The following is a 12,386-nucleotide window of genomic DNA, read 5'->3' on the forward strand; positions in this document are numbered from 1 at the left end:
AGGCGGCTGCGAGGACACCATGGCAGCGGCCCCGCGCTGCAACTCGCCGTGGGGATCACAGATCGTCGAACAGATCGCGGAGCTGGTTGCGGCTGCTGACACCCAGCTTCGGATACACGTTGTAGAGGTGGCTGCTGATCGTGCGCGGGGAGAGCATCAACCGCTCGGCGATCTCCCGGTTGCGCAGCCCCCGTGCCGCCAGCCGTACGATCTGGCGCTGCTGGGCGGTCAGCTCCGCCAGCGGGTCGGCCGGGGCGGGAGAGGTGGCGACGCCGCTCGCCCGCAGTTCGGCGCGCGCCTCCTCGGCCAGAGCGGACGCGCCGAGCCGCGTGAACGACTCGAGCGCCGTGGCCAGGAGCGGGCGGGCGTCCAAGGGGCGTCGCCGCCTGCGCAGCCATTGTGCGTAGTGCAGCCTCGCCTGTGCCCGGGCCAGGGGCCATTGATCGCCCACCGGGTTCACCGTGGCCAGACGGAAGTGGTGTTCGGTGTCCTTCGCATCGCCGGTCAGCGCGGCGGCGTGATGCATCAGCAGCATCATCCGCGTCGTCGGCCGCGGCCCCATGGCATCGCGCACCGCCGCGAGGATGTACACCGCCTCCTCCTGCCGGCCCGTCCGCTGGGCTGCCGCGGCGAGATCGGCGACCGAGCGGGGCGACAGGAAGTAGTGCACAGGCGTACCGTCCTCACCGAACAGCGACCGGAACGACCGGTAGGCGTGGTCGAAGTCACCGATCACCGCCGCAGCGGTACCGGCGGCCCGCAGGAGGCGTGCCCGGGTGGCGCGGTTCTCTTCCAGGCCGACCGCCGTCCAGGCCGCGTCCGATGTTCTGGCGGCCGAGTCGCCGCGCAGGGCGCGCAGGGTCACCTGCAGCGCCTCGACGTCGATCTGCACATGCCTCCACTTGTGAACCGCGGCCAGCGCCGCGGTCTTCGCCAGGTGCTCGTCGGCCTCCGCCCACCGGCCCGTGTCGATCAGCGCCGCGCCCATGGTCGAGAGCGAGGGCGCGGCCGAGCCCATGGCACCGTAGGCGCTGTGCATGGCGTACGCCCGACGGAAGGACTCCACGCACAGGTCGGACTCGTCGGCGTACCAGGCCACCGCGCCGAGCGAGTTGACCCGGGTCATCTCCGCGACGCCGGCCTGCGGCTCCGGCGTGCCCGGCCGCCGGCGGATGCCCCGCAACAACTCGGCGGCGTCGGCAGGATCGGCCGCGGCCAGGGCGGCGGCCTGCACGGCGGCGGAGTTCTCGGTCATCGCCAGCTCGGTGTAGGGAGTATCGCGGTTGCCGACCTCGACCCCGTCCAGCAGAGCGGCGATCGGGCGATTGACCTCGGGCAGACCCGACTGGAACGCGACGGCCGAAAGTATGCTGGCCAGAGCGACCACCGTCATGTCGTCCCTGGGCGGATCCGGTTCCAAAGCGCTCATCAGCACCTGGAACCCCTGCCGCTGGTGACCGAACAGCGACAGGGCCAGGCCCGCCCCACAGGCCGCCATACCCAGCACGTCCCGGTCCTCAGCCAGCGCGGTGACCTTGTCGTACAGCTCGCCGACCCACGAGGGGTCGCCGGCGCTGTTGGCGGCTCTCAGCGCCTTCGCGTACCGGCGCGCCCGGTCCGCGGGCGTGGGGCTGCACTCGGCGGACCGTTGCAGGGCCTGGGCCGCCGCGGAGAAACCACCCCGCCGCTCGGCGAGTTCGGCGGTGTCCTCGAGGGCCGCCGCCACGGACTCGTCCTCCCCGACACACGCGGCGGCCAGGTGCCACGCGCGGCGGGCCGGATCGGTCGTGAGGGCGGCGGCCAGATCCTGGTGCGCCTGCTGTCGGAGGTAGGCCGGCGCCGCCTGATAGGAACCCGCGCGTGCCAGTGGGTGCCGGAAGACGACCCGGCCGTCCATGACGGTCACGAGGCCGGCCTCCTCGGCCGAGGCCCATCCCGACAGGTCCGGCCCCTCGCCTGCGGCGGCCATGATCGTGGCGAGGTCTTCGTACTGCGACGCCGCGGCGTACAGGATCAGCCGCTGGGTCACATCCGGCAGGGCGCGCAGCCGGGCGGCGTACAGCTCCTGGATACGCTCTGTCCGCGGCAGTCCGCCGCCGGGCAGTACTCCCGCGCCGTCCGTACCGGTCGCACGGCACAGTTCGATGATGGCCAGCGGGTTTCCACCGGCCTGGCGCAGCAGATCGATCCGTGTCCGGCCGGTGGGCGCGTGCGGCTGGGCGTCCAGGAGTTCGGCTGCGGCCTGTTCGGTCAGCGGCCCCAACAGCACGGTGTGCAGGTCCGCCGGAACGCCGTCAGGAGGCGTCTGCCCGCGCGCCGCCAGCACCACCGGCACGTCCTGCGCGGGGAGGCGGCGCATCACGAAGCCGAGGACGTCGAGGGAGTCCCGGTCGAAGTGCTGAACGTCGTCGATGGCCAGCAGTACGCGTTGCCGGCGGGAGACCTCCGTCAGCAGCATCAGGACCGCCACACGCAGCAGCATGGGGTCGGACGGTCCGTCGGCGGGAACGATACCGAACGCCGTCTCCAGCGCCTTCCGCAGATGGCCGGCAAGCGGGGCGAGGTCGGGCAAAAGGGGAAGGAGTAACTGGTGCAGGGACGCGAACGACTGTCTCGACTCCGCCTCGATGCCCTGGGATGCCAGGACGAGCATCCCGTTGGTCCGCGCGTGGTCGACCGCGACCGCCAGCAGCTTCGACTTGCCCGTGCCGGCCTCGCCGAGCACGAACAGCATCCGAGGGTCGCCACGGCCCTCGACCATCTCCAGGATGCGAGCGATCTCGGCCTGCCGGCCCATCAGGGACACAACGGGTTCGCAGCCGTGCACACTGCTGTGCGCAGCCTCCATGCCGAGCCTGGTCACGACGCCCGGGGAGGGTGCCGGCGGAACATCCCTGGGTGATTCGGCCACAATGTTCTCCCCCTTGTCCCGTACACACCGCCCCGCCCGCCGCAGCGCGTGAGGCAGGTGCGACACATCTTGCCATCCCGCCGTGTCTCACCAGGCGAGGACGATCACTGAGCAGAGAGGTCACGGCGAACGGCAGCTCATCGGCCGAAGGACGTGCAGACAGTTCTCCGTCACTACGACGAGTCCGGCCTCGCACCAGGTTCGTGCGTCGGCCGAAGAGGGCCGACGCACGTCGTGAGGTGCCGTTGGTGGCTACGGGGCATCGTCCCGGGCGGCGGTGGTCCGGAGGACGAAGTCACGGACCGCGCCCGCGAACAGCTCGGGCTCCTCGATGTGCCCCATGTGGCCGCTGTTCTCCAGCACCAGCAGCTGCGAGTCGGGGATCAGCTCGTCGAGTTCGAGCGCCCAGCGAGGCCCGCAGATCACGTCATGCCGGCCCACGACGATCAGAGCCGGCGGCTCCAGTCCCTTGAGGGCGGCGCGATCGTCGATGACATCGGGTACGAGGTTCTCGTCCAGGCCCGAGATGTACGTGGCCCGGATCGCATCCCGGAACGGGGCCAGCCGCTCCTCGTTGCCCCAGTAGTCGGCGAAGTAGGAGGGCAGCACGCCCCGTGCGACCCCCAGGGTCTGCTCGTCGCTGGAGATGTCGGCCATGGCACCGAACGCGGTCAGGACATCGGGCAGTCCGGGGTGGCCCGCGTGCTTGGCGACGAACGCCTCCACCATGCGGCTCGCCTCGGCGCCGTGCTCGGGTCCGGTGACGGGGGCGCCTTCGTACAGCACGACGCCCGCCACCTGCTCGGGGCGGTGCAGGGCGTGATGGGCGGCCACGAAGGCGCCGTGCGAATGCCCCAGCAGATGCACCTTGGACACGCCGAGCCGGTTGATCAGCACCTGGAGGAAGCGGCTGTAGCGCTCGCGGGTGTAGCCGTGCGGATGCGAGGGCAGCCGGCTGTCCTCGGCGGTGCCCACGGGTTCGACGTAGACCATCGTCAGGTGCTCTTCGAGGGCGGGCATGCGCAGGTAGTCGTAGAAGATACCGGGACCACCGGAGTGCGCCACGCACACCGGGCCGCGGCCGTGGACGTGATAGCGCTGGACGATTCCGCCCGTCCGGGAGGAGTGTGTGCCGGGGGAGAGGGGGTCGGTGTGGGCGGTGGATGTTCTCATCGGGATCTCCGTAGGTCCGCAGGGGCAGTGACACCGACAAGACGCTCCGGAATCCGAGAAGTTTTATCGCCGTAGTGTGATCTGGGTCATGTTGGCGGGGTGTGGAGCTCGCCCCGAGACTCAGGCCGCGGCAGGCGCAGGCGCAGGCGCAGGCGCAGGCGTCGGCTCCGGGCGCGCCGCGTGGTAGAGGGAGACCCGGTCGAAGCGGCCGCCGTCCAGCGACATGATCCAGGCGACACCGGGCGGGCAGTGATCCGGGTCGTCGGGCGGGCTGACCAGCTCCATCTCCCAGACCACCAGCGATCGCCCGGCCACCACGTGCAACGGACGCTGGCGCACCCCCGCCGAGAGATCCCCGTCCATCCCCGCCAGCAAGAGGCCGGCGCCGCCGAGCCGTTGGCCTCCGGCCAGCAGCGAGACCTCGGGGGAGTAGCGGTCCTTGACCACCTTGCCGAACTCGCCGCGCTCAGCGGCCGCGAGCGTCTCGTGCGCCTCCTGCCAACTGGCTTCGGTACGACGTGACACGTCGTCGTGGGCCGAGGCCGCGGTGGCGGTGAGGGCCTGAGCGAGGGCGCCGCGCGCCTGGCTCAGCCGGCTGCGCACCGTGCTCACCGGAACCGCGCAGGCCTCGGCGATCTGCTGGTAGGAGGTGACCTGGGTGGAGAAGTACCGCAGGACGAGCGGCAGACGCAGCGTCGGCGACAACGCCTCGACGGCCTCCCACACCCAGTCCCGCAACGCATGGCTTAGCAGGGCCTGTTCGGGCGTGGCGCCGGAAGCATGCAGGGGGACCGCCTCCATGGGCTCGACCCGCCGGGCGGCCCGCAGCAGTGTGCGGCAGCAGTTGCGTACGACCATGCGCAGCCAAGGCCCCACGGCCTCCGGATCGCGGACGTCCACGATCCGGCGCAGTGCCACCAGCGCCGCCTCCTGCATGACGTCGTCCACGTCCGGGCCCGGCCCCAGCACACTGAGCGCCACCGCACGCATCCCGGGCCGGTGCCGCTCCAGCAGCAGGGCCAGCGCCGACACATCGCCCGACTGCGCCGCCCGGGTCAGAGCCGCGTCCTCCGCCGGGCCGGCGCCTGCGGGTATCTCGTTCATACCTTGTGTCCTCCCGGCCACGACACATGTCTTCTCCGGACCCTAACCGCTCCGAGAGGCCCGGGGCTCAGTACCAGTGGTTGGCCTGCCGGAACGACCAGGCGCCGCACGGGCTGTCCTGGGACGCTGCATGTAGTTGAGGCCCACTAGGGCCTGTGTCGAAAGTGGCGCCTGCCGGGCGGCGCCCGGCACGCTCCCCCACTGCCTTAAGGGCGTGGGAGGTGCCCCCACTCGCCGCACCGGGCGAAAGCCCAAGTACATCCAGTACGAGGGCTTCCGCCCGGCACGCCGAGAGCACGCACCGGACGCCGGGCCGGCCCGCCCTTCGGGCGGACGACGCCACTTTCGACACAGGCCCTAGGGCGGCAAGCCGCATCCGCGCGCGTACGGCACGTTCCCGCAGTATCTCGGCCGGTACGTACGAATGACGAACGACCCGACGGCGACGCCCGGTCGAGGACCGTACCCGTAAGCCGCCCGGCTCCGGCGCAAGGCAACCGTTCGACGTGTGCCGGCAGATCGGCTCGACGGACCGGCACGGCCACCGGGCACTCACTCTCGAACCGCGGCTCCACCGGCGCATGCACGGCGCGAACCTCATCGCCTCGCTGCCCGGGCCGGGCGACGGGCCGGCCGTGCTGGTCGGTGCCATCCGGACAGCGTCAGCGGCAGTCCGGGCGCGGACGACAACGCCTCGGGCGTGGCGGTGCTCCCGGAGACGGCACGCCTGCTGTCCGAGGCGCCGGTTCCCCTGCGGACCCGGGCACACAGCGACTCCCCGACGGCTTCGAGCGGGTCTTCCCCGAGGCGTCCGCCCGAGGCCCGGGCGGGCGGTCTCCGGGACTACGAGCGTCTGGCCACCTCACCGCGGCCACCGCCGTGACCGCCGTTTCGTGGCCCGATGCCCGACGTACGGTGTGCACATGTCGCCCGGCATGCGACCGCTGCCGATGCCGATCTCGAGAATGCGCAGCTCACACCTTTCTATGGCAGCATGTGTGCGTACCGACCCGACACATATGTCGAGGCGGCGCTCTTGAGGAGGGAACCCGGGAGGCCGTTCCGGAGGCCGCCGTCCGGGCCATGGCCGCGCTCGTGAGCACCCAGCGGCGGCGCTGTCGGAGCCCCTCGCGGACGTGCTCGCGTGCGATCCGCAGCGCACCGCGGTCCTGGAGAGCCTCGGCCTGGTCCACCGGGGTCCCGACGGATTCGTCGTCCACTCATCGCTGGACCAGGTCGACGCGGCGACGGCGCGCAGCGCGGGGGAGACGAAGCTCAGCTCGCTGCGGCAGGCCGTCTCGGCCGCCGTCTCCGGCATGGCATGTACACCGCAGGATGATTGGGGAGCGCAGCCCGACGAGGTGCTGCTCAGCCAGGGACAGGCCTCCGCTGCTACCGGCCGCGCACTCGCCTCGAAGATCGTTCCCCGGCTCGCCGGGTGCGCCGAGCGGCTGGCCGCGGAGGGAAGCCGCATCCTCGACGTGGGCACCGGCATCGGCGCGCCGGCCTTGGCGCTGGCCCAGGGCTTCCCAGGGGTGGAGGGCATCGACGTACTGGACCGGGCGCTTGGGTCTGGCGCGGGCGGAGCCGGCCGCCGCGGATCCGGCGGTGGCCGCCCGGGTGTCCCTGCGCCGGCAGGACGGGGCGGACGTGTCGGAAACGGAGACCTACCGACTGATCTGGCTGCCGGCGCCGTTCCTGTCGGAAGAGGAGTTGCGGGCCGCTCTCGCCCCGGCTCGTCGAGGCCCTGGAACCGGGAGCGTGGCTCGTGGTGGGGACCGATCCTGTCGCCGATGACGTGCTGCGCCGCTCCGTCGGGCGGTGGACCGCGGTGCGCGGCGGCGGCAACTCCTTCGACGTGGCGCGCATGAGTGAGGAGCTCGAACCGCTCGGGCTGGGAGAGACCAGGATCTCTCCCACGCTTCCGGGCGGCCCCGTGCTGGTCGCGGCCCGGCGCCGCGTGTGCTGAGTCGTTCAGCCCGAGGGCCTGGCACCTCCCGCGTCCCGCGATGTGAGCCGGGCACGGGGCGGCGTCGGCGTTCGGCGACCGTTCTTCAGGGGCCCTGGAGCAGATCCGCGGTGGCGGCCTCCCAGTCGATTTCGGCGATCTCGCGACCGGCGGGAACGAGCTCGTACGTGTACTCCAGCCACTCCTCCAGCGGGGACACGGGCAGCTCGAACAGGGCCGCCATGTCTCTGGACGCCAGCTGAAGCCACGCGGTGGCCCGGTCCTCGGAGTGCGCCGGCCACATCTTGACGTCACCGAGGCCGCTCACCGAGTACAGCCCCTGCTGGAGGAGGTCGCGGCCGATCCGCCACAGGACACGCGGGCCGCCCTCGATGAGAAGCTCCACGGACACGACCAGGGGAGCCCCCGGATCGAACCGGAACTCCGCCCTGATGGTCTGCCGGGCGGCGAGGTCCAGCACGCGCTCGATGTCCAGGATCAGCTCAGGACGGGCGTTCGGCGCCAAGCGGGCCTGTACGCCTGGTTGGTTGGTGCTCATGGCGGGTGGGTCCTTCCCCGTGACGAAAGCTGGCCCGACCCACTCTCGTCGCTGCGGAAGCGTCGTACATAAGTCACTTGACCGTCCAACCTCGCCGACTTCGACGGTGAGCCGTGGTGACGCACGTGCGCCAGACGGACACCGGTCCGTATCGGGGCGCCCTCTCCGGGGCGGCCTTCCCAGGGGCGCTCGGCCCCCGCGGGCGCTGCGAGCCGCCAACATTAAGTCATTCGACTGTCGCCCCTGACCTGCGCCTGAACGATCCTGAAACTGTCGCCCGCATGCCAGAGCCGGGTGATCGTCATGCTCGGAGGGGCCAGCCGTGAACCACACTCCCGTCGTCTTCATCCACGGCACCTGGCTGCACGCGCTGTCCTGGGAGTCATGGGCGGAGCGCTTCGCCAGCCGGGGGTTCCTCACCTTCACCCCCGGATGGCCGGGGGAGCCGGCCGCCGTCCGGGAGATGCGCAAGTCTTCCGAGACGCTCGCCGGCATTGGCCTGGACATGCTGACAGACCACTACGCGGAAATCGTACGTTCATTCGAAATCGCGCCGGTGATCGTCGGCCACTCGGTGGGCGGCCTCATCGCGCAGCATCTCATCGGTGCCAACATCGGCCGGGCCGCGGTGGCCATCGCACCCGCCCCGATCAACGGCATCCCGCTGCCCGACTCCTCGGCCCGGTTGTGGACCCCTCGCCGGGCCGACGACGCCGAACCCGAACAGCTGGTGCCCCTGTCTCCGGAGCAGTTTCACCATGCCTTCGCGAACACCGTCGCGGCGGAGGAGTCCGACCGGCTCTTCGAGCGCTACGTCGTACCGACGCCCCACCGTCTGCTCGCCGACCTCGGGCACGCGGGCACGGTACGCAGCCCGCGTACCGTGGCGGATGTCGGCAACGCGGACCGTGGCCCGCTCCTGCTGATCTCCGGGCAGGAGGACCTGCTGATGCCCGACTCCGTCACGCGCGCGGTGTTCAAGCAGTACGGCGACTCCACGGCCGTGACCGACCTCAAGCAGTTCGCGGATCGCGCGCACTCCCTGGTCATCGACAGCGGGTGGAGATTCGTCGCCGACTATGTGCTCGGCTGGCTGGACGAACGCGGCCTCCGCGCCTACCTCGCGTAACGGCTCAGCGTGCCGCCGTCACACGTTCTGGTCGCCGGGGATCTTGCCCAGTGCGTCACGGAGGGCGGCGCGTGAGGTGATGCCGAGTTTGGGGAAGACGCGGTAGAGGTGTGAGCTGACGGTGCGGGGGGAGAGGTGCATGCGTTCGCCGATCTCCTTGTTGGTCAGGCCACCGGCGGCGAGGTCGGCGATCCGGCGTTCCTGCCAGGTCAGCGCCGCCAGGTGTGCCGACGAGGTGACGGTGGACGCGCCGGCGGCACGGAGCTCGGCCCGGGCGCGCTCGGCCCAGGTCGGCGCCCCCAGCCGCTCGAAGGTCTCCGCGGCCAGGGTCAGCGCAGGCCGTGCCGCTTTCCGTCCTTGGGTGTGGCGTTGGCGGATGCCGTGGGCGAGGCGGATGCGGGCGAGTTCGAAGGGGAAGTAGGGGGCGGCGGGGTGGGTTTGGGCGCGGTGGTACATGTTTTCGGCTTCGGTGGGGTCGGTGGTGGTCATGGCGAGGGCGCCGTAGGTGATGAGGGCGAGGCGGGGGGAGATGTCGGGGAGGTTGACGTTTTGGGCGGCGAGGGCGTGGGTGCGTGCTTGTTCGGTGCGGCCGGTGTGGAGGGCCGCTTCGACGAGGTCGAGGAGGGTGCGGGGGGCCTGGTGGGCGTAAAGGGCAAAGGTGCCGGGGGGTGTGATGCCGATGGCGTGGAGGTAGGCGGCTTCGTAGTCGCCTTCGGCGAGGGCGGCGGTGGTGCCGATGGCGTCGGCGGTCTGGGTGAGGAATCCGACGCCGCGGGGGCGGGCCCAAGTGTCGACTGTGGCCTGCAACTGCCGGGCCCGCTCGACCTGGCCCCGCAGGGCGGCCAACAACCCCAGCTGCGCCTGCGTGTGATGAACGAACAGAGTGTGCCGGTGCGTTGTCGCCAGCTCCAGGCAGCGCTGTCCGGTGTGCTCGGCCTCGCCCCACTCGCCGACCGCGAGCTGGTCCATCATGATCATTTGTAACATGGTCATGGCGTTGGTCAGGGCCCCCGTCTCCACCTCACGGTCCACGGTGCGCTGGAGATGCGGCCGGTATGGGCTGAGGGTGTCCACGTGGTAGGCGGCCATGGCCAGCTTGGCGACATCCGACGGCTCCAGGTCGCGGAGACCGGAGAAAGCGTGCTCCACCCGCTCCCGTACACCGGCGCCGCGACGTGCCACGTCGCTCCAGGCATCCTGGTAGATGCGCGAATGTGAGGACACCAGGTCGCCCAGTGAGTCCAGGAGCTCATGAGTCCGCTCCCATGCGTCCCCGTCACCCGCGTACAGGTCGACGGCCAGTAGCAGGTCGACCAAGCGGGTGAGCATCTCGTTCGGCTCCCCCACCCCGTCGGCGCGCATGCCCTCGATCGTCGCGAAGACCTGGCGCTGTGCGGACCGCACGTCCCCGTCCTCCCGCGAGGCGGCGAGAGACGCGACATAGCCCGACACGACCACCGAGGCCCGGGAATCGTTGCTGCCGGACCCGGTGTCCGAGCGGACCAGCTGCCGGGCCTGGTCCAGCCGGCCGGCATCTCCGGCGACGAAGGTTGCGCTGCCCAGTCGTCTGGACCGTTCCTCGCGGTTCTCGCTGAGCTCCGCGGCACGGGTCAGCCAGGCCACGGCGGCCACCGCGCCGCCCCGCCGGGTCGCGGACTCGGCCGCCGCCTCGAGTGCGGCCGCCACCTCCTCGTCGGGGTCGACCGTCGAGGCCGCCAGATGCGTGGCCCGCCGCTCGACGTCATCGCGGTGCACCTCGGCGAGAGCCGCGTGCGCCGCGCGCCGCTCGTTGGGCGTGGCCATGTGCACCACGGTGGAACGCACCAACGGGTGCCGGAAGACGAAGTCGCCGCTGAGCGGATCGACGTCCAGCAGACCGCAGGCCGAGGCATCGTCGGCCTCGCGCATGCGGTAGCGCGTGCTCCGGGTGCGGTCGGCCGCCGTGCCCGCTCCGACGCCGTCCAGGGCACCGCGCAGCAGCTCAGCGCGCACTGGCTCGCCGAGGGACTTGATGCGCGCGCCGTACACCTGTTGCAGGCGCTGGGGCAGCGGGATGCCGGTGTACCCGAACAGTTCCCCGGGACTGCGTCCCGTCCGGCCGCCGCGCAGATAGGGCGGCAGTTCCAGCAGCGCCAAGGGATTGCCCTGGGCCTCGTCCAGCACCAGACGGCGGATCTGAGGATCGAGCCCAGGGTGGTGCCTGTCCAGGAGTTGTTCGGAGACCCTCTCCGACAGCGTGGTCACCGCCAGTTCGGGCAGCGCGGCCGTGTCGAAGCCCGAGGAAACCTCGCAGCGCAGGCCGACGACGAGCTTCACCGAGCTGCCGGTCAGCCGGCGCCCCACGAAACCGCACACCTCGGTGCTGGAGGTGTCGAACCACTGGCCGTCGTCGAGCACCAGTAGGAGGGGCTGCTGCGACGCCGCGAGGGAGAGCAGGTCGAGGACGGCGATCCCGAGCGTCATGACCGAGGGGGGTGTGCCCTCGCCCCGGCCGAAGACGACGTCGAAGACCCCCCGGTGCGCGTCGTCCAGCCGGTCGATGTAGGTGAGCAGCGGATACAGGAACTGATGCAGACCGGCGAACGGCAGTTCCGACTCGGCCTCGACGCCGACCGCCCTGATCACCCTGTGTTTCTCGGCCGTCGCGAGTTCGACGACGTGGTCCAGCAGGGCGCTCTTGCCCACACCTGCGTCACCGCGCAGGACGAGAGCCTGCCCTCCGGAGGCCGCCACGAACGCCGACAGCACCTCCTGCTCGCTTTCCCGGCCGACCATGGCCCCGACGATCGACTCCACCGCCCCCACTCCCTTCACCGCCGAACCGGCCCGCCCCGACGCTCTCGCGTCCGTCCGTACGGACACGCCAGGCGTAATGGTGAGGGTACGTCGTTCCTGGCAGCCACATGTCGGATGGCTGCATGTCCGACAGCACGGCCGTCGGCCGACCGGTCTCTCACACCTGACCCAGAAGACTGGATGCCGCTGCGTTCTGGCTGCGCTCACCGGGCCACGGAGAGATACGTGACGCATCGCTTCCGGAGCCGGGGGACGGTGGGGTCCTGGTGCGCACGTTGTGGTCGGGTGTCAGCCGCGGCACCGAGATGCTGGCCTTCCGCGGCCAGGTGCCGCGCAGTCGGCGGGACGTGATGCGGGCGCCGTCCCAGGAGGGCGATTTCCCCGGTCCGTCGTCCCCGCGAGCGGTGACCCCGGTGCCGGACGGCGTGCCCGCCGAACGGGCCGTCCCCGCGAGCACTGTCGAGACCGCCGTCAACTCCCCGTGGAATGCCGCACCCTTGGTCGGCGACCGGATCGCGGTGGTCGGCGGCGGCACGGTTGGCGCTCGGTGACGGCCGTCCCGGGCGACGCGCGCGAGGGGTGCGACCTGGTCGTACACGCCAGCGCCACCGAACAGGGCCTCACCCGCCTCGGGCGACCTCCCCGCGCTGTGCCGGCGCATCCGGTACGAGGACTGACGCCGGTTCTGCACATGTGAGCCAGTCTCATACATGTCTATCTACACGTGTGTACGGACGCAAAGGCGGGGCCCAACAGGCGAACCGCT

At 71.2% G+C, this 12,386-nt stretch carries 8 protein-coding genes and 1 pseudogene; 4 read left to right on the forward strand and 5 right to left on the reverse strand.

Going from position 1 to position 12,386, the window contains the following annotated elements:
• Positions 1 to 55: 55 nt before the first annotated feature.
• The 3 genes from Q4V64_RS42235 to Q4V64_RS42245 all read right to left on the reverse strand — a co-directional run bounded on the left by Q4V64_RS42235 (position 56) and on the right by Q4V64_RS42245 (position 5,188).
• The gene (locus tag Q4V64_RS42235) at positions 56 to 2,848 is read right to left on the reverse strand and encodes an AAA family ATPase (RefSeq protein WP_253266786.1); all 2,793 of its coding nucleotides are present in this window, start codon (positions 2,846 to 2,848) and stop codon (positions 56 to 58) included.
• A gap of 315 nt (positions 2,849 to 3,163) precedes the next feature.
• On the reverse strand, positions 3,164 to 4,084 hold the full coding sequence (locus Q4V64_RS42240; RefSeq protein WP_124438112.1) for an alpha/beta hydrolase: 921 nt from the start codon (positions 4,082 to 4,084) through the stop codon (positions 3,164 to 3,166).
• Positions 4,085 to 4,204: 120 nt separating this feature from the next.
• Positions 4,205 to 5,188 (reverse strand): sigma-70 family RNA polymerase sigma factor, encoded by a 984-nt coding sequence (locus tag Q4V64_RS42245; RefSeq protein WP_124438111.1) that lies wholly within the window; start codon positions 5,186 to 5,188, stop codon positions 4,205 to 4,207.
• Between the two features lie 508 nt (positions 5,189 to 5,696).
• Between Q4V64_RS42245 and Q4V64_RS55595 the strand changes: the two genes are divergently transcribed.
• A complete protein-coding gene (locus Q4V64_RS55595) occupies positions 5,697 to 6,071 on the forward strand; it encodes a M28 family peptidase (protein ID WP_172629050.1) in 375 nt (124 codons plus the stop codon).
• Positions 6,072 to 6,959: 888 nt separating this feature from the next.
• On the forward strand, positions 6,960 to 7,157 hold the full coding sequence (locus Q4V64_RS42250; RefSeq protein WP_253266785.1) for a hypothetical protein: 198 nt from the start codon (positions 6,960 to 6,962) through the stop codon (positions 7,155 to 7,157).
• 85 nt (positions 7,158 to 7,242) lie between these two features.
• Here Q4V64_RS42250 and Q4V64_RS42255 read toward each other — a convergent pair whose 3' ends face one another.
• Entirely contained in the window at positions 7,243 to 7,695 is a 453-nt protein-coding gene (locus Q4V64_RS42255) for an SsgA family sporulation/cell division regulator (protein WP_124438110.1), read from the reverse strand.
• Between the two features lie 322 nt (positions 7,696 to 8,017).
• On the opposite strand from Q4V64_RS42255, the gene Q4V64_RS42260 reads away from it, so the two are divergent.
• Positions 8,018 to 8,824 (forward strand): alpha/beta hydrolase, encoded by an 807-nt coding sequence (locus Q4V64_RS42260; protein ID WP_124438109.1) that lies wholly within the window; start codon positions 8,018 to 8,020, stop codon positions 8,822 to 8,824.
• 18 nt (positions 8,825 to 8,842) lie between these two features.
• Here Q4V64_RS42260 and Q4V64_RS42265 read toward each other — a convergent pair whose 3' ends face one another.
• A complete protein-coding gene (locus Q4V64_RS42265) occupies positions 8,843 to 11,599 on the reverse strand; it encodes an AAA family ATPase (protein WP_348540848.1) in 2,757 nt (918 codons plus the stop codon).
• 197 nt (positions 11,600 to 11,796) lie between these two features.
• Between Q4V64_RS42265 and Q4V64_RS42270 the strand changes: the two are divergent.
• Positions 11,797 to 12,248, forward strand: a pseudogene (locus tag Q4V64_RS42270) (dehydrogenase); the annotation flags it as partial.
• Positions 12,249 to 12,386: the final 138 nt, after the last annotated feature.

Source organism: Streptomyces sp. NL15-2K (genome assembly GCF_030551255.1).
In the GTDB taxonomy this organism is placed as follows: Bacteria; Actinomycetota; Actinomycetes; order Streptomycetales; family Streptomycetaceae; genus Streptomyces.